Origin of the sequence: Streptomyces sp. NPDC015127 (assembly GCF_043080095.1) — a bacterium.
Classification (GTDB): Bacteria; Actinomycetota; Actinomycetes; order Streptomycetales; family Streptomycetaceae; genus Streptomyces.
The window spans coordinates 282,213-304,300 of sequence record NZ_JBIBVE010000010.1 but is presented as its reverse complement, the minus strand read 5'-3'; the positions used below and the strand labels follow the sequence as shown (position 1 = coordinate 304,300).

The following is a 22,088-nucleotide window of genomic DNA, read 5'->3' as shown; positions in this document are numbered from 1 at the left end:
TCGGTTCCATCTCTTCGTGCGCTCGTGCCTCATGCGCCCGCACCGGCCGGCGACGCGAAGGCAGGGCGGAACGTGGCGGTGATCGACTCCGCGACCGTCCGCAAGGTGTCGTGGTCCGGGGCGGAGCCGTAGACCACGCCCAGGTGGCTCTGGGTGCCCTCGCGCCAGTCCACGAGCCGCCCCGGTTCGGCGTGTGTCTCGACGTTCCGCACACCGGGCAGCGCGGCGAGCTCGGGCACCCCGCTGACCGAGGTGAGCGTGCCCGCCACGGCCGGCGGCGTGAGGAAGTACTGGTAGGTGACGCCCCGGTGGCGCGGGGCCGGGATGCGGGGCTCCCGGCCGAGGGCGACCTCCAGCGCCACGCGCACCAGGTTGATCCCGGTGGCCCGCCGGAGGATCTCCGGGACGTATCCGCCCAGGCGGCCGTTGACCTCGATGATGCGGGGGCCGTCGGAGGTCAGCTTGATCTCGGTGTGGGTGACGCCGTGGGCGATGTCCAGGGCCCGCACGGCGGCGGCCTCCAGGGTCAGCACCTCGGCGGTCGCCTCCGGCGGCAGCGTGGCCGGCAGCAGCATCCCCGTCTCCCGGAAGGGCTCCGCGAGGGCGAACTTCCCGGTCACGCAGACCTGCCGGGAAGCGGCCGGCGTGTGGACGGACTCCACCGAGACGTAGTCGCCCCAGAACTCGCCGGCTACCTGGGGATCGCCCTCCAGCAGTTCCTCGGCGACGAACTCCATGCCGGCCGGGCGGGCGGCCGCCGTGGCGAGGAACTCCTCGGCGGAGTCCACCCGGGTGGTGTGCAGGCTCCCGGCTCCGATCCGCGGCTTGATCACCGCCGGAACGCCGACCCGGTCGAGCGCCTCGGCCGGATCGTCACCGATCACCGCGCAGCGCGTGGCCTGGACCCCGGCCTCGGCCAGGATCCGGCGCTGCACCAGCTTGTCCACCAGCGCCGGGACCAGTTCGACGTCGTGGTACGGCAGTCCGAGACCCTGCGCAAGCCACGCGGTCTCCGCGAGCCGGTACTCGCTGAAGGTGACGATGCCGTCGACCGCGGCGGCCACGAGGAGCCTCAGCCGCTCCTGCGCGTCCAGCCCGGTCACGTCGACGACCTCTGCGAGGTCGAGCATCGCCGCACGGGCGGCGGCCGCCCCTGGCCGGTCGAAGTCCGCGACGAAGACGATCTCGCAGAGCCGGTGGGCGCCGGCCAGGATGTCGTTCGGTGTGGCGGAGCCGAGGTCGTAGAGGACCGCGACGCGGGGCGTACGCCGTGCGTGGCCGGTCACGAGCCCTCCGCCCGTGTGCCGGCGGCCGGCTGCTGCGCCGTCAGGTGCTCCACGAGACGCGCCGCCGTCGGATGCAGATACAGATCGCGCAAAGGCACGGGCGGCAGGCCCTCCCGGCGCAGCGCCGCGGAGAGACGCACCGCGAGCAGCGAGTTGCCGCCCAGCTCGAAGAAGTCGTCGTCCGGCCCGACCTCGGGGCCGAGCGTCGCCCGCCAGGCGCGGAGGATCAGGTCGGTGAGGCTCTCCTGCTCCTCGGCCACGGCCACGTCGGCCGCGGGCGCGGTGCCGGCGTCGGTGTCGGTGTCCGCGGCGGACGGCAGCTCCGGCTTCGGCAGCCTGTCCGTGTCCGTCTTGCCGTTCACGGTGAGCGGGATCTCGGGCACCGCGGTGAGGGTGGCCGGGACCATGTGCTCCGGGAGGACACCGCGCAGCCTGCGCCGGACCTCGGTCACCGAGCCGGAGGGCCGCAGCACCACGTAGGCGTCCAGGCGTACGTCGGCCGCGTCGCCGTCGCCCTTGTTCAGCACGACGGCCACCGCGGAGACCGCGGGATCGTCGAGCAGGACGGACCTGATCTCGCCGAGCTCGATGCGGTAGCCCCGCACCTTCACCTGGTCGTCGATCCGGCCCAGGTGGTCGAGCCGCCCGTCAGGACGCAGGCGGCCCAGGTCGCCGCTCCGGTAGACCCGTTCACCGGTCGGCGGATCGTCGACGAAGCGCTCGGCGGTGAGCTCCGGACGGTTCAGGTACCGGTCGGCGACACCGGCGCCGCCCACGTAGATCTCGCCGGGGACACCGATGGGCTGGATACGGCCCCGCGTGTCGCGCACGGAGAGGGACCAGCCGGGCAGCGCCGTTCCCACCGAGCACGAGCCGGCGGCCACCTCGACCGGCGTCACCGTCTGGGTGGTGACGTGCACGGTGGTCTCGGTGATGCCGAACATGTTCACCAGCCGGCACCGGTCGTGCGGTACGCGCCGGAACCACAGCTCCAGGGCCCGCACGTCCAGCGGCTCGCCGCCGAAGACCACCAGCCGCAGAGCGAGCGACTGCTGCTGGTCCAGATGCACGTCCCGCAGCGAGGCGAAGGCGGAGGGCGTCTGGCTGAGCACGGTGACGCCGCGCCGGACGAGCAGCGCGTGGAACTCCTCGGGGGAACGGGACACCCAGTACGGGACCACGACGAGGTGGCCGCCGGTGAGCAGGCATCCCCAGATCTCCCACACCGAGAAGTCGAAGGCGCTGGAGTGGAACAGCGTCCACACGTCGTCCGGCCCCAGCCGCATGTCCTCGGCCGTCGCCGCGATCAGCGCACCGACGTTGCGGTGCGGTACGACCACGCCCTTGGGCCTGCCGGTCGATCCGGACGTGTAGATGACGTAGGCCGGCGCGTCGGGGTCGGCCGCCGGCCGGGGCGCCTCGGCGGAGGATCCGGCCAGCGTGCGCGGGTGGAGCACGGTGGTGCCCTGCACGACGGGGAAGTCGCCGAGGGTGGTGACCACGAGGGCGAGTCCCGCGTCCTCGGTCGTGTACCGCAGTCGCTCGACGGGGTAGCGGGGGTCCATCGGGACATACGCCGCCCCCGTCTTGAGCACCGCCAGGAGGGTCACCACCAGGTCGGTCTCACGGTCGAGGCAGACGCCCACGAAGGATCCCGGGCCGACGCCCCGTTCGCTCAGTCCGGCGGACATCCGCGTGGCCGCGTCGTCGAGCTGCGCGTATGTCAGCTCCCGTTCGGCGTCCGAGAGCGCCGTCGCGTCGGGCCGGGCCGCGGCGATCCGCGCGAAGGCGGCGTGCACGGTGGTCGGCGTGTGCGCGGGCGAGGGGTGCGGGCGTCCGAGTGCCAGCAGACGCGCGTTCTCCTCCGCGTCGGTCAGCTCTATGTCCGCGCTCGGCAGGTTCTGGGCCGACGGCTTGGAGCCGGTCAGTGCCACCAGCCGGCCGACGTGCCGGGCCAGTTGCGCGGCCACCGCCGGGTCCACCGCCGACTCGTCGTAGTGGAGGCTGCCGGCGAAGGTCCCGTCCTGGCGCGGCTCCCAGACGAACGTCACCGGGAACGGCAGCTCCAGGAAGGGCAGGTACGCGTCGTCCTGGCGAGGGCGCTCCAGGACGCCCACCGCCGGGACCGGACGGTCGGCGCCGGCGGGCGCGGCCGAGGCCATGGCGCGCTCGGCGTGGAGGACCAGGTCGGCGACCGGTGTGCCGTCGTCGACGGGCACCGTCACCGTGCCGAACCGGTCACCGCCCGTGCGGTCGGCGGTGAGCAGACCGATCGGCTGCCCCTGGTCCCCGTAGCGGGACAGGACCACGGCGGTGGCGGCGAGCAGAACGGGGGTCGCGGGTTCCGGAGCGATCTCCACGGGGCCGATCGGCACCACGCCCGTCGCCCCGGCGCGGCGGGCGTTCCCGAGGCCCCAGGCCGGCGGCTCCGCGTCCGCGGCGGTGTGCCGGGGCAGGTCGCCGGGGCCGGCGAGCCGGGCCGTGCCGTCGTCGGTGCCGGACAGGATGTCGCCGACGAGGTCGAGCCCGGCGCTGTCCACGGCGCGGCGGTGGGCCACGAGGACCAGGTCCGCCCCGCCCTCGGCGTAGGCCAGCAGGACCGTACGCAGCCACGTGCCGTGGCCGAGCGCGCGGGAGCGTTCGCGGGCGAGCAGCGCCTGAGAGGCAGGGGCGTCGGCCGCGGTGATCACGTCCTCGACCCACAGCCGGAGGTCCGTGGGCAGGGCGCCCGACGCCTGCGCGGCGGCCAGCCGCTCGGCGACCCGCTCGGCCGTGAGCCCCTCGGGCAGTCGGCGCACAAGGCTGTGACACGCGCGCGCCGGCCGGGAGTCGAAGAGCGCGCCGGCGAAGAAGCCGGCAGCGCTTCCCATGGGTGCGGACGGGGTGGGCGGGCTGATCCGGGTTGACATGCTGTTCTCCTGGCTGGTGCCGGCCGAGGGCACGGCCGTGCGGTGCGGGGCCCTCATCGCGTACTGAATCCGCCGTCGACGGTGACGACGCTGCCGGTCACCTGGCGGGCGTCGTCACTGGCGAGCCACAGGGCGGCCGAGGAGACGTCCTCGGGGTCGACCAGGGCGTTCATCGGCTGGGACTCGAGGAACGCGGTCTCCTGGTCCTCCGGCGCCACACCGAGGGAGCGGGCGACCTCCGAGAGCATCCGCCCTTCGAGTACGGGCTCCTCGCGCACCTGTCCCGGGCACAGGGCGTTGACGCGGATCTGCAGCGCCGCGTAGTCGAGCGCCGCCGCCTTGGTCAGTCCGATCAGGCCGTGCTTGGCGGCCACGTAGCCGGCGAAGTAGCGGTACCCCACGAGCCCGGCCGTGGACGAGATGTTCACGATGCTGCCGGAGCGCTGCCGGGCCATGGAGGGCGCCACGGCCTTGATCATGCGCCAGGCGCCGGACAGGTCGACGTCCAGCATGACGCGCCACTCGTCCTCGGTGATCTCGTGGCTGGCCTTGCCGGAAGGCGCCGCGATTCCGGCGTTGTTGACCAGGACGTCGATGCGGCCGAACCGGTCGAGGGCGGCGGCCACGGCGGTGTCGATGTCCTTCTGGTCGCGCACGTCGGCCCGGGCGGCGAGCACGGAGGCGCCGCGTTCACGGCACAGCCGTGCGGTGGCCTCCAGTTGGTCGGCCGTGCCGAGCGGGTACGGCACGTCGGCGATGTCGGCGGCCACGTCGAGCAGCGCCAGGTCGGCGCCTTCCTCGGCGAACCGCAGGGCGCAGGCACGGCCGAGACCGCGGGCCGCGCCGGTCACGAGGACGGTCTTGCGGGAAAGTCTCACGTCAGTTCCCCGTCCGTCCGGACCGGACCCGCGAGGCGATCAGCTCGAGCAGGGACACGGCATCCGTGTCGAGGTACATGTGGCCGCCCGGGACGTCCACGGCGGTGAACGTCTCGCTGGTGGCGTCGCGCCAGCGGTCGGCCGCCTCGGCCGAGACCAGGTGGTCGTCGACGCCGCGGACCGAGGTGATGGGGGCGGCGAGCCTGCGGTCGGAGGTGGGGACGTAGGCCTCGTGCATCTCCACGTCCGCCCTGAGCGTGGGGAGCAGCAGTTCGCGCATCTCCGGGATGTCGAAGGCCGGGTGACGGTAGCCCGCGAACTCCTGGACCCGTGCGAGGAACGCGTCGTCGTCCAGTCCGGTCGCCCGCTCCGTCCGACCGTTCCACGGCCCCTGTGAACCGCTCACGAACAGGTGGACCACCTCGTTCGCGCCGTGGTCGGCGATCCGGTGCGCCAGCTCGTACGCGAGGATCGCGCCGAGGCTGTGACCGAACACGAGCACCGGTCCCTCCCCTGCGGCCTCGAGGGCGGAGTGCAGCAGTCCGTCCGCCGCGGCCTGCACGTCGGTGTACGGCGCCTGGTCGACCAGGCGCTCCCGGCCGGGCAGTTGGACGGGCCGGACGTCGAGGCCCTCGACGCCGAGGGACCGCCAGGGCATGTAGAAGCTGGCACCGGCTCCGGCAAAGGGCAGGCACAAGAGGGGCAGGGCATGGGACATGGGGCTCATGGCTCCGTGAAGGAAGTTCGACGAGGACGGGTCGGCCCGTCACGAGGAATCGTGCGCCGGCCTGCCGACGAGAATCGCCGGCGGCGCTGAAGACGTGGCAAGGCAGGCAGCCGAACCGCACAGGACAGAATTCAACAGAGTGTCAAATTCCGCTTCACTTCACGCGTTTACGCGTTCCCGCGTTCATGCGTTCACACAGAGGAAGACAGCGGCGATATCGCGCCAGCCCCCCGTGCCGCTCGACGGAAGGATCATGCAACAGGGCGCAACGGTTGTCGAGTGCGATTCTGGTACACGAGGAAATGCTGGCCCTATATCTCAATGACGCACGGGAGGAAAGCCTTCCGCAGGCCAACGCTTCGCCGCCGCATGCCCCCGAGGGCCCGCGACACCCGCCGCCGAAGGCTGCCGACGGGCCCGTGCCGGCGGGCCGTGGTGTCCCGCTGGCGGGACACCACGGCCCGCCGTCCAGGCGCGATGCGCATTTCCCGTACGGAATTCCGGCGACTTCCCCGACCGTTCCGTAGACAGCCTTGACAAAGGACTTTCCCGTCCGCAGGCTTGCCGCCATCCGACACAGGGAACGGACATGCCGGCCGTCCACCAGACGGCACGTCGTGAAAGCGTTCCGAGCACCGGGCACCCATGCCCCGTCGGCGCTACAACCAGCCTTTTGCGGACGCCTTGACGCCCGCCTGGAACCGGTTCTCGGCCCCGAGCCTGTTCAAAAGGTTCGCGAGATTCCGGCGGAACGTGCGGATGGAGACGCCGATTTCCCTCGCGATTGCCTCGTCGCGTACACCGGCCGACATCAGCCGCAGAATCGCCTGCTCCTGAGGAGTGGGGCTGTCGTTCACATGCTGGGCGAGATCGTCCAGTGGAGTGGCGGTGGTCCACCAGTGCTCCAGGGCCTGCTGCGCCGCTCTGGCCACGAACGCGGGACGCAGGACCGCCAGCGAGCGGGCGTCCTCATGCCCCGCCCCCGAGAACATGGTCAGGGTGTCGCTCACGATCAGCTGGAAGGGCACCGACCCGAGGAGCCGGATGTTCACGCCGGACTCCGCCAGGGCGCGCAAGTGCTTGGCGCCGATAGGGGACTTGAGAAAGGATTCCGCGTAGATGCTCCGCACGGCCACGCCCCGCGAGAGTGCATGGCGTGTGCGTTCCAGTTCCTCGTCGAGCTCAGCGCGCTTCGCGACCGGGCCCGGGTGCATGCTGATGATCAGGTTCGTGGCGACGGCCGCAGCGTCCAGCAGCGCCGCCGCGATCTCCACCGGATCGGTCAGGAACTCCACGGTGTACGCGGACATCCGGGGCGAATGCCCCGCCTCGGGCAGGGCCGAGTGGCGGCCGACGGAGTCGCCGAGGTTGTCGAACCCCTCGGCCATGTCACGCAGCACCATGGCGGTCTGCTCGATCATCCGGCGCATCGCGGCCTCGTGACCCAGCGCCATGGGCACACTCAGACCGGCCGGTGACGCCTCGGCCCCCGCATCAGGGCCCGACTCCCGCGGTCGGCGCCCGAGTTGCGAAGCGCCGCCTCCGGCCTGCCGTACGTCATTCGCCTTGCCTCGCACCATCATCGCCCCCGAACAAGCTGGCGCAGCTTATCAAGATTGCCGCCGCGGTCACGGCAAGTTCCCTCGCGGGGCCGCCGTCCGACCGTAAGAACTGCGACCGCTCCATGCCGCCCGCCTGCTCGCCGCCCCGGAGCTGGCACCCTGCTGCCAGGCTGATTTATGCCAGTTGAAGGTTCTGGACCACACCCTGAACCCGATGCCAAACTCCCTCATGACCAGAGCATTTGCTCCCGCCCAGGGGAACGGGGCAGCTTCATGAGCCTTCGCACGTCGGCCGGTTGTGGCGCAGAACAGGGCATGACCATCGGCCGTCCTCGATCGAGTCGGTGACTCGTTCGCGCCACTGGGGGGCGGAGGCCACACCTCACCTCCTCCCCGGGGCGCGGCGGACAGCGCCGGCGTCGGACCGTCGTGTGCCCGCGGACCGGCGCAGCGCGCCTTCGTCGACGTCGTGTTTCACCACCCCCCACCCCTTGACGAGAAGTGACCAGCATGGAGAACTCCCTCAGCACGCCCTCCGTTCGCGACGGGTCCGCGCGTTCCCTGGACAGAGCGGCCCTCACACGGCGCACGGGCCTCTCTCTGCCGTCGAACTTCTCCCTGACGGAATGGAAACGGTTCGGCAGGAAGCTCTTCCTGATATCCGACTCCTCGTCCTGGTGGCACGGCGACTGGCTCGTCTTCGGCCAGGACAAATACCCCGGACGGTACCGCCAGGCCATGGAGGAGACCGGCCTCGACTACAAGACCCTGCGGAACTACGCCTGGATCGCCCGGCGGTTCCCCGCGCCCGAACGGCACCCGCAGCTCAGCTTCCAGCACCACGCCGAGGTCGCGTCGCTGGATCCCGCGGAGCGCAGGGTGTGGCTGGAACGCGCCGCGCAGGAGGGCTGGTCCAGGAACGCCCTCCGCCAGCACCTGCGGCAAGCGGTCTCCGGCACCGCCGACGAGCCGAAGCGCGACGAGGTCCGCCTCCAGCTGCGCACCACTCCCGAGCGGGAGAGCGTGTGGGCGGACGCGGCCGAACGCGACGGCCGGGATCTCGCCGAGTGGATCATCATCACGCTCGACCGGGCCGCACAGAGGCAACGGTGACCCGCGGCGGCGGGGCGCACCTGCCGTCGCCGCGGGAAGGCCGTCCGCTGCCCTCCGGCACGGCGGGGGCTGCGTCGGGCACCCGGCGTCTCAGGGCGCTTCCGGCTCCAGGCGCAGCGAGATCGAGTTGATGCAGTACCGCTGGTCCGTCGGCGTCGGGTAGCCCTCGCCCTCGAAGACGTGGCCCAGGTGCGAGCCGCAGCGTGCGCAGCGGACCTCGGTGCGGACCATGCCGTGGGAGCGGTCCTCGATCAGCTCGACCGCGTCCGTGTCCTTCGGGTCGTAGAAGGAGGGCCAGCCGCAGTGGGACTCGAACTTCGTGTCCGAGCGGAACAGCTCCGCCCCGCACGCTCGGCAGGAGTAGGTGCCGGCCGTCTTCGTGTCCGTGTACTCACCGACGAACGCGGGCTCGGTCCCGGCCTGGCGCAGGACCGCGTACTCCGCCGGGCTCAGCTCCGCCCGCCACTGCTCGTCCGGCTTCTCGATCTCGTACGACATCAACCGCTCCCTCAGTTCGGCAGGCGGGCCGGGCTGAGCTTTTTCAAGATGTGCGGACCGAGGTCCGTCACATCGCCCGCGCCCATCGTGAGAACGAGATCGCCGGGCCTGGCCATTCCCGCGATCACGTCCGGGACGGACGCCTTGTCGTGGACGGCCGTGACCTCGGCACCGGCGGTGCGCGCCGCGTCGATGATCAGCTCGCTGGTGATGCCGGGGATCGGGTCCTCACGGGCCGGGTAGATGTCGAGGACCACCGAGGCGTCGGCCAGCGCGAGAGCCTGGCCCATCTCCGTGCCGAGTTCCTGGGTGCGGGAGAAGAGGTGCGGCTGGAAGACGACGAGCAGCCGCGCGTCGGCGGCCGCGCCCCGCATGGCCTCCAGGTCGGCGGTCATCTCGGTCGGGTGGTGGGCGTAGGAGTCGATGACCTGGACGCCCGCGGCCTCGCCCTTGAGCTGGAGGCGGCGCTTGACGCCGGTGTAGGCGCCGAGGGCGGAGGCCAGGTTGTGCGCCGGGATGCCGAGGGCGACGCCGGCGGCGAGCGCGGCGACCGCGTTGTGGGCGTAGTGGCGTCCGGGGACGGAGACGGTGAAGGTGAGGAGGCGGCTGTCGAGCAGGACCGTGACCTCGCTGGTCAGACCGCGCGGGGTGACCTTGTGGATGCGGACGTCCGCGCCCTCGGACTCCCCGTAGGTGACGACCTTCAGGGACGACCGCTCGCGGACGCGGGAGGTCAGCTCGACCGCGCCGGCCTGGTCGGCCGCGACGACCAGGGTGCCGCCCGGGACGACCTTGCCGACGAACGTCTCGAAGGACTCGTAGATCTCGTCCATCGACGCGTAGTTGGCGTGGTGGTCGAGCTCGACGTTGAGGACGATCGCGACCTCGGGGTCGTACTTCTGGAAGCTGCGGTCGCTCTCGTCGGCCTCGGCGACGAAGATCTCGCCCTCGCCGTGCCGCGCGTTGGTGCCCGGGCCCTCGAGGTCGCCGCCGATCGCGTACGAGGGGTCGAGGCCCAGCTCGGTCAGCGCCACCGCCAGCATGGAGGTGGTCGTGGTCTTGCCGTGCGTGCCCGCGACGGCGATCGAGCGCAGCCCGGTCATCAGCGAGGCGAGCGCGTCGGAGCGGTGGACGACCGGAACGGACAGCTCCGCCGCGCGGGCCAGCTCCGGGTTGTCGGCGCGGATGGCGCTGGAGACCACGACGCAGCTGGCGTCGGAGGCCAGGTGCTCGGCGGCGTGGCCGATGTGCACGGTCGCGCCCAGCGCCCGCAGGGACTCGGCGGTCGCGGACTCCTTGGCGTCGCTGCCCGCGACCTTCGCGCCGCGCTGGGCGAGGATCTTCGCGATCCCCGACATGCCGGCTCCGCCGATGCCGATGAAGTGCGGGCGCTCCATGGCGCTGGGGACGGCGGGTGCCATGTGTGTGTCTCCCGGGGTGTGCGTACACGTGCAGGGGCCCACCCTATTGCCTGCTCGTTCCCGCGGGCGCGCCCCCGGGTCGGCTACTCGCTGTGCGCGAAGAGCTTGAGCACCGGTACGCCGACCTTGTGCCGGGCGCGGGACGCCCAGTCGCGGTGGAAGAACTCCTCCACGTAGTGCGGCTCGGTCAGCACGATCACCTCGTCGGCGCCGGCCTCGTCGACGACGGCCTGCAGCTTGTCCAGCGGGTGGTCCTCGACGACCTCGCCCACGGCTTCGCAGCCCCGGGCACGCAGGTCGGCCAGGGAGTGCTCGAGTCCGCGCCGGGCGGGGCCCACGGCCTCCGCCCCCTGGGGCTCCTCGCCCTCCCGGACGGCCTCCTTCAGCTCTCCGAGCGCGACGTCGTCGATGGCGCGCAGCAGTACGTCGGCCTGGTCACCGCGCGGTTGCATCAGCACGATGAAAGAGACGGCCTCGTCCCCGTGCAGGGTGGTGACGAACTCCACGTCCTCGGAGGTCAGGGGCTTCTCGATCATCAATACGCTTGTGAACACGTTCAGGAGCCCTTCTGCGGAAACCATCCTTCCCCCGTGACGGCACGGGGTCTGCGAGACAAGTGTGCCCCTCCGGAGCTAAGCGGAACGGTAAATTCCGCGATGTCACCGGCGCGCGTGCGCGGTGGCGCGGGGCCGTGGCCCTTCGCGCGCCCTGCGGATGCCCGCGGCGGCGCGTGCTCACACCCGGCGGACCCGCATCCGTCGCAACCGGCCGCTCGGTGGGCGGCCCCGCGGGCCACGCCCACGCCGCATCCCACCCGGGCACACCACATGGCTGCGGCCCCCACGCCGGCACGGCCACCGGCCTCCGGCCACCAGGCACGGCCCCGTCCCGAGCCGGGCGCGACCTCGCGCTCACACACCGGATGAACCCACCACCGGGCTGCCGCTGCCTGTACCGGCACCCGCCGGAGGCGGCATTGCGCCGCGTCACTCCTCCCGTGCCCGGTGACCACGGTTGCGGCTGCGGCCTCCGGTGCCCGATGAACACGGCCGGGCTGCCCGTACCGGCACGGCCACCGGCCTCCGGCTACCAGGCACGGCCCAGGTAACGGCCGACCACGGCGTCGCATCCCGCCGTCCGCACGGCGCACCCCCCGCCCGGTCAGGTCGGGGCGACACACGTCTGGTCGGCAGCCGGACACGGCGTCACTCCTCCCGTGCCCGGTGACCACGGCTGCGGCCTCCGGTGCCCGGTGCCGGGCGCACCCGCCTTGTCCACCGCGGCGTCGCACGGACCGGACCGGCCGACCGCGCGTCTGTACTCCGGTGCCCGATGAATACGGCCGGGCTGTCCGTACCGGCACGGCCCCGGCCTCCGGTGGACCGGCGCACACCCCGCTGCCCGGCGCAGGCCTCCACCGCGGCCCGAGCGACACGCCCCGGCCGGATACCGCCGGCTCAGGCCCTGCGGTAGCGGGTGAAGAGGAAGCCCGCCTCCTCCAGTACCGACGCCAGGGCGAAGCGCGCCGGGTCCGCCAGGGACGGGCCGCCCGCGATGCGCTGGGCGTCGCCCACCGTCATCGTCGGGGACACCGTCAGGCACAGCTCGTCCAGGACTCCGGCCGCCGCGAACTGGCCCAGCATCCGGGGGCCGCCCTCGGTCAGCAGCCGCACGAGGCCGCGCTCGGCCAGTGCCCGTACGGCCCGCGCGGGCTCCACGCCCGGCCCGTCACCGGCGACGACCACCACGGCGCCCGCCTTCTCCGCCTCCCGGACGCGGTCCGGGGCCGCCGCGGCCCCGGTCAGGACGAGCGTGGGCACCAGCGGCTCGGTGAACAGCGGCAGCGAGAAGTCGAGGTCGAGTGACGCGCTGACCACGGCGATCGCGGGCGCGCGCCCCTGCCCGGCGGCGGCCCTGCGGTCGGCGAAGGCCGCGCGGGCCCGGGCGGGCCGGTAGCCCTCCAGCCGTACGGTCTCGGCGCCGACCACCACGGCGTCGGCGAGACCGCGCAAGGTGCCGAAGATCCGCATGTCCGCGTCGGAGGAGATGGGCTGCGAACGGCCGTCGTGCTGGGCCGCGCCGTCGAGCGAGGACACCATGTTGGCGCGCAGCCAGGCGCCCTCCCGCTCGGCTCCGGCGGGGTACGCGTAGGCGTCGGCCAGCTCGTCCAGCGACCACTCCCGGTCTTCCCGGACGTCGGCGGGCGGTGTCTGGTCGGTCACAGGGAACAGGCGTCGCATGCTGTGCAGTCTTACACGGCCCTTACAGTTGAGTCCGTGCCGACCAGCCCGATAACCGAAGCCGCGCCCCTGTCGCTGTGCGCCCGCGAGCCGCACGTCCCCGCCGACCGTCTGGTCGCCGAGATGGTGCCGCCGCCGCGCTTCGACGCGGTGCGCTTCGACACGTACGTCCCCGATCCCCAGCAGCCGAGCCAGATCGAGGCCGTCAAGGTGCTCAGCGACTTCGCGTCCGGCCTCGGCGGCGCGCACGCGTCGGGCGGCGGCAGGCGGCGCTGGTTCGCGAGGACGCCCAAGAAGGCGGCGCCGGCCGCGCCCCGCGGGGTCTACCTCGACGGCGGCTACGGCGTGGGCAAGACCCACCTCCTGGCCTCGCTCTGGCACGCCACCCCCGCCGAGCCCGCACTCAAGGCCTTCGGCACGTTCGTGGAGCTGACGAACCTGGTGGGCGCGCTCGGTTTCCAGGAGACCGTCCGGACGCTCAGCGGGCACCGGCTGCTGTGCATCGACGAATTCGAGCTGGACGACCCGGGCGACACCGTCCTCGTCTCCACCCTGCTCGGCAAGCTGGTCGACGCGGGCGTGGCGCTCGCCGCCACCTCGAACACGCTGCCCGGCAAGCTCGGCGAGGGCCGGTTCGCCGCGGCCGACTTCCTGCGCGAGATCCAGGGCCTGTCCGCGCACTTCCGCCCGCTGCGTATCGACGGCGAGGACTACCGCCACCGCGGCCTGCCCGAGGCCCCTCCCCCGTACTCCGACGAGCAGGTCGCCAAGGCCGCGTACGCGACCGACGGCGCGTCCCTCGACGACTTCCCTCAGTTGCTGGAGCACCTGGCCAGGGTCCATCCGAGCCGTTACGGCGCGCTGACCGACGGGCTGCGGGCGGTGTGCCTCACCGACGTGCAGCCGGTGCCCGACCAGTCGACCGCCCTGCGGCTCGTGGTCCTCGCCGACCGGCTGTACGACCGGGAGGTGCCGGTGCTCGCCTCCGGCCTGCCGTTCGACCGGCTGTTCAGTGACGAAATGCTGAACGGCGGCTACCGCAAGAAGTACTTCCGGGCGATCTCCCGGCTCACCGCGCTGGCGCGCGACGCGAAAGCCTTGGTGGCGCAGTAGGTTGGGGCGGTATACCCGATCTGAAGGGAACCATCATGGCCACCACGCGTCAGGCCCACAACGTCTGGGAAGGCAGCCTGCTCGAAGGCGCGGGCGTCGTCTCTCTCGACTCCTCCGGCATCGGCGAGTACCCCGTGTCCTGGGCTGCGCGGACCGAGCCGCCCGCCAGCGGCCGGACGAGCCCGGAGGAGCTGATCGCGGCCGCCCACTCCAGCTGCTTCAACATGGCCTTCTCGCACGCTCTCGCGGGCGCCGGCACCCCGCCGGCCCGTCTGGAGACCAAGGCCGAGGTGACCTTCCAGCCCGGTGAGGGCATCACCGGCATCCACCTGACCGTCGTGGGCACGGTCCCGGGCCTGGACGAGGCCGCCTTCGCCAAGGCCGCCGAGGACGCCAAGGTGAACTGCCCGGTGAGCCAGGCGCTGAGGGCCACGCCGATCACGCTGACCGCCACGCTGGGCTGAGCGGGTCGGCACCACAGGCATCAGTGGCCCGCATGGTTACGCGGCGGCCGTCTGCGTGATACACACATGCGGGTCACATTCCTGTCCGCCAGCAGGGAGTTGCCGAATGACCGCTTCACGACGTCAAGTTCTGGCCCAGGCCGGTGCGGTGGGCGCGGGTATCGCGTTCGCCGGTGCGTTCTCCGAGCTCTTCGCGGGCACGGCCGCCGCCCGCGGGCACGGCGGGTACGGCCCGCTCGTGCCCGACCCGGACGGCCTGCTCGATCTGCCGAAGGGCTTCCGCTACAAGGTCCTGTCCCGGGAAGGCGATCAGCTGAGCCGGGACCAGGGCAGAGTGCCGAGCAACCATGACGGCATGGCCGCCTTCGCCGGCCGCCGCGGCCGGATCCACCTCGTCCGCAACCACGAGAACCGGCGCACCGCCCGTATCCCCGTGCCGACCGTCGAGGGCCTGACCTACGACCCGATGGGCAAGGGAGGCTGTACGGCGCTGGAGCTGGACAGCCGCAACAACGTACTGTCGCAGCAGGTCGCCATCGCCGGTACCGCGGTCAACTGTGCGGGCGGTCCCACGCCTTGGGGCACGTGGCTGACGTGCGAGGAGACCGAGGACAAGGCCGGCACCAACGGCTACACCAAGGACCACGGCTTCATCTTCGAGGTGGACGGCGCCGATCCGCACCGCACCGGGGCCGTGCCGCTCACCGCGATGGGCCGCTTCCAGCACGAGGCGATCGCCATCGACCCGTCGAGCGGGATCGTGTACGAGACGGAGGACGCCTTCCAGCGTCCGTTCGGGCTCTTCTACCGCTTCCTGCCCGACAGGCCGATGGGCGGGACCGGTTCGCTGCGCGCGGGCGGGGAGCTCCAGGCGATGCGGGTACCGGGCGTGCCCGACCTGTCGGAGATCCAGGAGACAGGGGCGCGTTTCGACGGGATCGAGTGGGTGCCCGTACCGGACAGCCAGGCGAAGCAGACGCCCATCAGGCTCCAGGACTTCGGCCCCAAGGGCATCACCCACGCCCAGAAGCTGGAGGGATGCTACTGGGGCGGCAAGTCGGTCTACTTCGTGTCCAGCTACGCGCGCAGCGCGGAGGGATCGGCGGCGGACCACTTCGGCCAGGTGTGGAAGTACGAGCCGGGGCGGCGGCGCCTCACCCTGGTGATCGTCTTCGGCCCGGACACGAACATCCAGCTGCCGGGCGAGTCCCCCGACAACATCTGCCTCGCCCCGAGCGGCGGCCTGATGGTGTGCGAGGACGGTGACGGCGCGCAGCACGTGTACGGCCTCACCAAGCACGGTGAGGTGTATCCGATGGCCCGGAACGCGCAGAACATCGGCACTCCGCAGGCGCCGGAGTGGGGCGAGTTCGCGGGCGTCGCGTTCTCGCCGGACGGCGGCACGATGTACGTGAACTGCTACACACCCGGCACGACGTTCGCGGTCACGGGCCCCTGGCGCTGACCGGTCCCCCCGACACCGACGCCCGCGGGCGCGGGGCCCCCCCCCCCCGGGGGCCCCCCCCCGGGGGGGGGGGGGGGGGCCCCCCCGGGGGGGCCCCCCCCCCCGGGCGCGGCCGCCCACTCGCCAAGAGCCCGCCGCGGGGGGGGCCCCGCCCCCCGGGCCCCCCCCGGCCCCCCCCCCCCCCCCCCCGGGGGGGCCCCCCCCCCCCCCCCGCCCCCCCCCGCCCGCGGTCCTGTTGTGGGCGGCCACGCCGTTGCCGTCCCGATCAGGCTGCCGCTCGCGCACATGCGCATGCAGCGCTCGCGGGCGGGACCGGCGCGTCGCACGATCATGGGGAGGCGCACGGACGGGAAGGGGCACGCGGTGGCCGAGGACGACGCGAAGAAGCGGCGGGGGAAAGCGGGCAGCACCGCCGACGAGCCGCAGCAGCCGGTCGTGCTCGGTGAGCTGCTGCGGGTCCCACCGGGCGCCCGTGTCGACCTGTCCCGCCACGACCCGTCCGCCACCCCGGCCGGCCCGCCCGACAAACCGGCCGGCCTGACGGCGACCGCCCGGATGGTCCCGCGCCTCGCCGATCTCCAGGAACGGCTGTACGCGGCGGCCACGGCGGGCGACCGCCGCCGCCTGCTGCTGGTGCTCCAGGGCATGGACACCAGCGGCAAGGGCGGCACGCTGAAACACGTCGTGGGCGTGTTCAACCCGGCCGGCTGCCGTATCAAGGCGTTCAAGGCGCCGACCCAGGAGGAGCTCGGCCAGACCTTCCTGTGGCGTGTCGAACGGGCGCTGCCGCACCCCGGCGAGATCGGCATCTTCGATCGCTCGCACTACGAGGACGTGCTGATCGCCCGCGTACGCGAACTCGTCCCCCGCGAGCGGCTCGTCCGCCGCTACCAGGAGATCAACCACTTCGAGAGCACGCTCGCCGAGGACGGCGTCACTCTGGTCAAGGTCTTCCTGCACATCGGCTTCGAGGAGCAGCGCCGCCGCCTGCTCGCACGGATCGACAACCCCGACAAGCACTGGAAGTTCGACCCGGCCGACATCGAGGAACGGCGGCTGTGGCCCGCCTACCAGGAGGCGTACGAGATCGCCCTGGAACGGTGCTCGACGCAGGCGGCGCCCTGGTTCGTCGTGCCGTCCGACCACAAGTGGTACCGCAACTGGGCGGTCAGCCGACTGCTGCTGGAACACCTGGAGGCGATGGACCCGCGTTTCCCGCCGGGCGGCTTCGACGCGGCGCAGTGCCGCGAGTGGCTGCTCGGCGGGGCGTGACCGCGCGCCGGCGGCCCGGTGACTACTCGATGACGAGCTCGACCGGCAGGTTCCCGCGGGTCGCCTTGGAGTACGGGCAGTACGCGTGGGTCTTCTCCAGCAGCTCGCGGCCGGCCTCGCCCTGGAGGTGGTCGGGGAGCTCCACGCGCATGACCACGGAGAGTCCGAAGCCGCCGTCGGTGTCCTTGCCGATGGAGACCTCGGCCGTCACGGACGCGTCCTTGACGTCGATCTTCTCCTGGCGGCCGATGGCGCCCATCGCGCTGGCGAAGCAGGCGGCGTAGCCGGCGGCGAACAGCTGCTCCGGGTTGGTGCCCTGCCCGTTGCCGCCGAGGGCCGCGGGGAACGCGAGCGGGAGGTCGATCCGGCCGTCCGAGCTGACGGCGCGGCCTTCGCGGCCGTTGGCGGTGGCGACAGCGGTGTAGAGCGCGTCCATGAGTTCATCCCTCTTCGTCCGGTGATGCGGTGTGGTGGTCCGCCGTGGCGAACCGGCCCCACAAATAAAAGCACACGATTAAGTTGTGCACAACTTAATCGGACGCAGCTTGGTAGTCTGGACGCATGGACGGACGCGACGGACGCACGGAGAAGACACTGCGGGATGTGGCGGACGAGGACTTCCTGCGCCTCGACCGCCAGATCTGCTTCTCGCTGCACGCCGCGTCGCGCGCGTTCAACGGGGTCTACCGCTCGGCCCTCAAGGACCTGGGCCTCACCTACCCCCAGTACCTGGTGATGCTGGTGCTCTGGGAGCACGGGGAGCTGCCGGTCAAGCAGATCGGGGAGCATCTGCGCCTCGACTCGGGCACGCTCTCCCCGCTGCTCAAACGCCTTGAGTCGGCGGGATACGTGGAGCGCAGGCGCAGCGCGGCGGACGAGCGCTCGGTGACCGCCCGGCCGACTGCGGCGGGCGAGGCCGTGCGCGAGAAGGCACTGGGCGTGCCGCGCAGGATCGCGCAGGCCACCGGCCTCTCCCTCGACCGCATCCGCGCCCTGCGCGCGGAGCTGGACGCGCTGACCGCGACGCTGGACACGGCGGGCAGCAGTGGGGGCGCCGCCGACTGCGCGGCGGGCGGGCCGGACGACGAGTGAGCCGCGGCGAGCGGCACAGGGCGGCGGGGCCCGGGACCTTCTGGCGCCCCGGGCCCCGCCGCCTCCCCCGTCGCACGGACGCGGGTCAGCCGCGCTGCCGGGCGAAGCCGCTGCCGTCGGCCTCGCCGGCGGCATCACCTGCGCCGGTGCCGTTCGCCGCGCCGCCACTGCCGGCGCCGTCCTGCCGACCCGCCTCGTCCTGCTGACCGGCGCCTGCGTCGCCCTCGCCGCCGTTGCCGCCGCCGGCGCCCGCGCCGATCTGCGCGCCCACCGCGGCCAGCGCGGTCGTCACGGGCTGGAAGAACGTCTCACCGCCCGAGGTGCAGTCTCCGCTGCCGCCCGACGTCAGGCCGATCGCGATCCCCTCGCGGGTGAACAGCGCGCCACCGCTGTCGCCCGGCTCCGCGCAGACGTCGGTCTGGATCAGCCCGGTGACCGTGCCCTCGGGGTAGTTCACGGTCGCGTTCAGACCCGTGACCCGGCCGTCGGCCAGACCGGTGGTGCTGCCCATGCGGAACACCTGCTGACCGACCGCCGCGTCGTCCACGCCCACGATGTCCAGCGTCTGGCCGTTCCCGAGGTCGACCCGGCTCGGCGCCTGTGTCGCCGGATCGTCGTACGTGACCAGGGCGAAGTCGCCGTCGCCTGGGAACGTCGCGGCCTGGACCGTACCGATCGGGGCGCCGTTCGCGTCCTCGGACCACTGGTCGGCGGCCACACCGCAGTGGCCCGCGGTGAGGAAGCCGGGCGCGCCGTCCTGCGTGGTCACGTTGAAGCCGAGCGAACAGCGCGCCCCGCCGCCGAAGACGGCGTCGCCGCCTTCCAGGAAGGTCCTGAACTCGCCCGCGGACTTCTGGATACGGGCCGTGCCGGAGCCCAGCGACCCGACGGCCGACTCCAGCCTGTCCCAGCGGGCGCCGAGCACGGTGCGGTCGGCGGTGACCAGGATCTGGTTGGTCCTCGGATCGACGGCCCATGCCGTGCCGGGGAGGGTGGCCTTCTCGGCCAGTGTGTCCGCCGCGGATTTCAGTTCGCCCATGCTGTTCTCGACGCTTCTGGCCACGGCCCCGGCCTCGTTGACCCGGCCGATCGCCTCGTCGCCGGCATCGGCGACATTGACGACGAGCTGCTGCTTGCCCGCGTCGTAGTACGCGCCCGCGTACGCGTCGCCCAGCTCGGGCCCGAGCCGTGACAGCAGGTCCTGGGCGGTGGCGGCGCTCATCGCCCTGGGGGCCGCGTCGGCGCCGGAATCCGACTGCGACGCGTTGGCCTGGGGCAGCAGGACGGCCGCCGCGGCGATGCCCACCGCCCCGGCTCCTGCAAGCACGGCCTTTCGCTTGGGTATTCGCCTGTGACTCAACTCGCTGCCTCCTGCGGGGGGTACGGAATCCGGTTGCCGACGGGAACCGGGGGACGCGTCCGACCCTTGATACGCAGGAGGCGGGTGTTGTGCTCACCGGGATCGCCCCGATGGCGGGATCCCGAGCGAGTGACAGTGAGTCAGAAAGCAGCGGTGCCGGGCAGTTCGGTGCCGCAGCGGCTGCAGTACCGTGCGCCGGTGTCGTCGGCGGGACGGTCGCAGCCGGGGCAGATCCGGTGGAGCAGACAGGCGGCCTCTCCGCCCTCGGCGGCCGCGCGGGCCGGGGCGGCGGGGGACGCGGACTTGATGGAGAGGCCGGGTCTGCGGCGGTGGGCCGTGACGTACACGAGCCCGTCCGGGCCGGCGGCGATGGCGCGCTCGGCGCCGTGCGGCAGCCAGGCCACGCAGCCGGGTCCCACACGCTGGACCTCGCCGCCGACGGTGAGCTCGCCGCTTCCGGTGAGCACGCACAGCAGGACGTCCAGGTCGGGCTCGACATGGCGTTCGACGCGGTCGCCGGGCAGGACGCGGATGACGTTCGCGTCCAGCTGGCGCGCGGCCGGGTCCAGTCGCCACACGGCTCCGCCCCGGCCCTCCGGCACGGCGAGCAGGTCCTCCAGAGTGGCGAGCACCCCGGCCGTGGGGGGCAGCGTCATGCCGTTCCTCCTGAACGCGAGATCCGTACGGCGGACCAGGAAAACCGGAGGGCATCATTGCACGGTGCAACGGAGAGGGCGGAACGCTCTGCCCTGAAAGGCAACCCTGATGCAGGAGCGTCCCTGACGGATCATCCGCATGATGATCGTATATTTTCCGTCAGTGACCACTCCTGTACGAAGATTTGCGGCTGTCGCCGCATTGGGAGCCGTACTTGTCGGGTGCGGTACGGACGGCGCCGACCCCGCCCCCGCCGCGCTCAAGCCGTCCTCCTCGCCCACCGCGGCCGGTCCGGCCCCCGCGTCGCCGCAGCCGGGCAATCCCCGCGGACAGGGAGCCGAGCAGCGACGCAGAGCACCGACGCTCGCCCCCGGCCCGCACGGGCTGACCCCCGTCTTCCGGCGGGCCGCGGCCCCGGCCGCCACCGCGCCCAGAACGGTCGCGCTCACCTTCGACGCCGACATGACCGCCGATCAGGGCCCCCGCGCCGCACGCGGGGAGCACTTCGACAACCCCGGCCTCATCGCGGCGCTGCGCGCGCTGAAGGTTCCCTCCACCGTCTTCATGACCGGCCGCTGGGCCGAGGAGTACCCGGCGCAGGCGAAGGCCATCGGCACGGATCCGCTCTTCGAGATCGCCAACCACTCCTACAGCCACCACGCCTTCACGTCCGGCTGCTACGGGCTCCCGGTCGTCGCCCCGCAGGACATGCGGGCGGACGTGGAACGCGCCTTCACGGCGTTCGAGAAAGCCGGGGCGCGCAATGTGGTGCCGTACTTCCGCTTCCCCGGCGGCTGCTACGACGACGGCGCGCTGCGCGCGATCGCACCCGCCCAGGTCACCGCGGTGCAGTGGGACGTCGTCAGCGGCGACGCCTTCGCGACCGACGCGGACGCCGTCGCCGAGCAGGTCCTCGCGGGCGTACGACCCGGATCCCTGGTGGTCATGCACTGCACGCGCAGCGCGGCCCCGGTCACCGAGGAGGCGGTGCGCCGGATCGTCCCGGAGCTGCGCCGCCGCGGGTACCGCTTCGTGAAGGTCTCGGACCTGATGCGCGCCTCGTGAGCCCGCCCGGCTCGATCAGCCCGAGCAGGCGGTCCGCTCCGCCTCCCGCCACTCGCAGACAGGGCACAGCGGGGCGCCCTTGACGGACGCCGGGTACTCGGTCGGCTCGCGGCACAGCACGCACTCGGCGAACGGCTCGCCGGGTGCGGCGTCCGTGGCCGGCGCGGCGGCGGTGCCGGAGTCGGCCGGGGTCTCGCAGTACGGCTCGTGCTCGTCCATACATCCGACTGTAGCTCCGGCTCCTGGACCGGTGCCGCCCCTGTTTCCCAGGCCGCCGTGCCCCGCCGGGAGCACAGCAGGCAGACAACCGCGACCGCGACCGCGGCGGCCGCGATCAGCGCCGCCGCGAGCAGGGCGGCCACCGGCAGCCGCACGGTCCCGGTCCGTGAACCGGCGACCAGACCGCTCACCGCGTACTGCGCCGGTGAGCCGGTGGTCACCAGGGCCGGCAGGACCGCCGTCGCGGTGGCCAGGAGCGACCAGCCGCGCGCGTGCAGCAGGGGCCGGGTGCACAGCGCTCCCACCGCGGCGCCAAGACCAGGACGCTCACCGCGCAGGCGAGCAGCCCGGCCGCCACGGCGGGCAGCAGGGGGATCACGACCCGGTGGTCGGCGTTCCGCGCGTCACTGATCAGGACGACGATCCCGGTGGCCACGGCGCCGAGCGGCGTGCGGGCGTGGCCCGCCGCCCCAAAGCGCTCCAGCCACTCGACCACGGCAGCGGCGGCCACCCGCCGGCCGAGCCCGTGGATCCGGGCGAGATGCACCAGATATCCGTGGGCGCTGAACGGCAGTGCCGCCGGGAACGGTACGGGCACGTACGCCGTGCGCGGCCGGCCGGTGATCCGGCCCTCGGCCGGTGCGTCGATGCCGGCGAGCAGCCGCAGCAACGTCGACCTGCCGCTGCCGATGGTGCCTTCGATGCGGACCAGGGTGCGGGGGACGTCGAGGTCGACCTCCCGCAGGA

The 22,088-nt window shown here is 72.7% G+C and carries 20 protein-coding genes and 1 pseudogene; 7 read left to right on the top strand and 14 right to left on the bottom strand.

What is annotated here, in order from left to right; all coding sequences use genetic code 11:
- Positions 1 to 29: 29 nt before the first annotated feature.
- The 5 genes and pseudogenes from ACF08N_RS21500 to ACF08N_RS21480 all read right to left on the bottom strand — a co-directional run bounded on the left by ACF08N_RS21500 (position 30) and on the right by ACF08N_RS21480 (position 7,254).
- Positions 30 to 1,286, bottom strand: a complete 1,257-nt coding sequence (locus tag ACF08N_RS21500) for an ATP-grasp domain-containing protein (RefSeq protein WP_392326236.1) — start codon at positions 1,284 to 1,286, stop codon at positions 30 to 32.
- Positions 1,283 to 4,195: an amino acid adenylation domain-containing protein gene (locus tag ACF08N_RS21495; RefSeq protein ID WP_392326235.1), complete on the bottom strand. Its 2,913-nt coding sequence runs from the start codon at positions 4,193 to 4,195 to the stop codon at positions 1,283 to 1,285. Before ACF08N_RS21495 ends, ACF08N_RS21500 begins: the two co-directional genes overlap by 4 nt.
- A gap of 53 nt (positions 4,196 to 4,248) precedes the next feature.
- Positions 4,249 to 5,073 carry a mycofactocin-coupled SDR family oxidoreductase gene (locus ACF08N_RS21490; RefSeq protein ID WP_392326234.1) on the bottom strand — a complete coding sequence of 275 codons (825 nt, stop codon included), beginning with the start codon at positions 5,071 to 5,073 and terminating at the stop codon, positions 4,249 to 4,251.
- 1 nt (position 5,074) lies between these two features.
- Positions 5,075 to 5,836 (bottom strand): annotated as a pseudogene (locus tag ACF08N_RS21485) (thioesterase II family protein); the annotation flags it as partial.
- Positions 5,837 to 6,459: 623 nt separating this feature from the next.
- The gene (locus ACF08N_RS21480; protein ID WP_392326233.1) at positions 6,460 to 7,254 is read right to left on the bottom strand and encodes a response regulator transcription factor; all 795 of its coding nucleotides are present in this window, start codon (positions 7,252 to 7,254) and stop codon (positions 6,460 to 6,462) included.
- A 618-nt stretch (positions 7,255 to 7,872) separates the two neighbouring features.
- On the opposite strand from ACF08N_RS21480, the gene ACF08N_RS21475 reads away from it, so the two are divergent.
- Positions 7,873 to 8,475: an LmbU family transcriptional regulator gene (locus ACF08N_RS21475; RefSeq protein WP_392326232.1), complete on the top strand. Its 603-nt coding sequence runs from the start codon at positions 7,873 to 7,875 to the stop codon at positions 8,473 to 8,475.
- 90 nt (positions 8,476 to 8,565) lie between these two features.
- Here the strand turns inward: ACF08N_RS21475 and msrB are convergent, their stop codons facing one another.
- The 4 genes from msrB to ACF08N_RS21455 form a co-directional block, all read right to left on the bottom strand.
- Entirely contained in the window at positions 8,566 to 8,973 is a 408-nt protein-coding gene (gene msrB, locus ACF08N_RS21470; protein WP_392326231.1) for a peptide-methionine (R)-S-oxide reductase MsrB, read from the bottom strand.
- A gap of 11 nt (positions 8,974 to 8,984) precedes the next feature.
- On the bottom strand, positions 8,985 to 10,394 hold the full coding sequence (gene murC / locus ACF08N_RS21465; RefSeq protein WP_392326230.1) for a UDP-N-acetylmuramate--L-alanine ligase: 1,410 nt from the start codon (positions 10,392 to 10,394) through the stop codon (positions 8,985 to 8,987).
- An 83-nt stretch (positions 10,395 to 10,477) separates the two neighbouring features.
- A complete protein-coding gene (locus ACF08N_RS21460) occupies positions 10,478 to 10,948 on the bottom strand; it encodes an indole-3-glycerol phosphate synthase (protein ID WP_392326229.1) in 471 nt (156 codons plus the stop codon).
- Positions 10,949 to 11,851: 903 nt separating this feature from the next.
- The gene (locus ACF08N_RS21455; protein WP_392326228.1) at positions 11,852 to 12,634 is read right to left on the bottom strand and encodes a pyrimidine reductase family protein; all 783 of its coding nucleotides are present in this window, start codon (positions 12,632 to 12,634) and stop codon (positions 11,852 to 11,854) included.
- A 36-nt stretch (positions 12,635 to 12,670) separates the two neighbouring features.
- Here ACF08N_RS21455 and zapE point away from each other — a divergent pair, with 36 nt between their 5' ends.
- The 4 genes from zapE (at position 12,671) to ACF08N_RS21435 (ending at position 16,948) form a co-directional block, all read left to right on the top strand.
- Positions 12,671 to 13,747: a cell division protein ZapE gene (gene zapE / locus ACF08N_RS21450; RefSeq protein ID WP_392326227.1), complete on the top strand. Its 1,077-nt coding sequence runs from the start codon at positions 12,671 to 12,673 to the stop codon at positions 13,745 to 13,747.
- A gap of 35 nt (positions 13,748 to 13,782) precedes the next feature.
- A complete protein-coding gene (locus ACF08N_RS21445; protein ID WP_392326226.1) occupies positions 13,783 to 14,211 on the top strand; it encodes an OsmC family peroxiredoxin in 429 nt (142 codons plus the stop codon).
- 106 nt (positions 14,212 to 14,317) lie between these two features.
- Positions 14,318 to 15,676 carry an alkaline phosphatase PhoX gene (locus tag ACF08N_RS21440; protein WP_392326225.1) on the top strand — a complete coding sequence of 453 codons (1,359 nt, stop codon included), beginning with the start codon at positions 14,318 to 14,320 and terminating at the stop codon, positions 15,674 to 15,676.
- Positions 15,677 to 16,039: 363 nt separating this feature from the next.
- The gene (locus ACF08N_RS21435) at positions 16,040 to 16,948 is read left to right on the top strand and encodes a PPK2 family polyphosphate kinase (RefSeq protein WP_392326224.1); all 909 of its coding nucleotides are present in this window, start codon (positions 16,040 to 16,042) and stop codon (positions 16,946 to 16,948) included.
- Positions 16,949 to 16,970: 22 nt separating this feature from the next.
- Here ACF08N_RS21435 and ACF08N_RS21430 read toward each other — a convergent pair whose 3' ends face one another.
- Positions 16,971 to 17,384, bottom strand: coding sequence for an organic hydroperoxide resistance protein (locus ACF08N_RS21430; RefSeq protein ID WP_392326223.1), 414 nt, complete (start codon positions 17,382 to 17,384; stop codon positions 16,971 to 16,973).
- A 125-nt stretch (positions 17,385 to 17,509) separates the two neighbouring features.
- Here ACF08N_RS21430 and ACF08N_RS21425 point away from each other — a divergent pair, with 125 nt between their 5' ends.
- Entirely contained in the window at positions 17,510 to 18,040 is a 531-nt protein-coding gene (locus ACF08N_RS21425; protein WP_392326222.1) for a MarR family winged helix-turn-helix transcriptional regulator, read from the top strand.
- A gap of 85 nt (positions 18,041 to 18,125) precedes the next feature.
- Here ACF08N_RS21425 and ACF08N_RS21420 read toward each other — a convergent pair whose 3' ends face one another.
- Entirely contained in the window at positions 18,126 to 19,346 is a 1,221-nt protein-coding gene (locus tag ACF08N_RS21420) for a S1 family peptidase (RefSeq protein WP_392326221.1), read from the bottom strand.
- A 194-nt stretch (positions 19,347 to 19,540) separates the two neighbouring features.
- Positions 19,541 to 20,056, bottom strand: coding sequence for a cupin domain-containing protein (locus ACF08N_RS21415; protein WP_392326220.1), 516 nt, complete (start codon positions 20,054 to 20,056; stop codon positions 19,541 to 19,543).
- Between the two features lie 142 nt (positions 20,057 to 20,198).
- Between ACF08N_RS21415 and ACF08N_RS21410 the strand changes: the two genes are divergently transcribed.
- Positions 20,199 to 21,122, top strand: coding sequence for a polysaccharide deacetylase family protein (locus tag ACF08N_RS21410; protein ID WP_392326274.1), 924 nt, complete (start codon positions 20,199 to 20,201; stop codon positions 21,120 to 21,122).
- A gap of 15 nt (positions 21,123 to 21,137) precedes the next feature.
- On the opposite strand, the gene ACF08N_RS21405 is transcribed toward ACF08N_RS21410, so the two are convergent.
- Complete coding sequence (locus ACF08N_RS21405; protein ID WP_392326219.1) at positions 21,138 to 21,341, bottom strand: hypothetical protein; 204 nt, start codon at positions 21,339 to 21,341, stop codon at positions 21,138 to 21,140.
- Between the two features lie 217 nt (positions 21,342 to 21,558).
- A complete protein-coding gene (locus ACF08N_RS21400; RefSeq protein WP_392326218.1) occupies positions 21,559 to 22,011 on the bottom strand; it encodes a hypothetical protein in 453 nt (150 codons plus the stop codon).
- Positions 22,012 to 22,088: the final 77 nt, after the last annotated feature.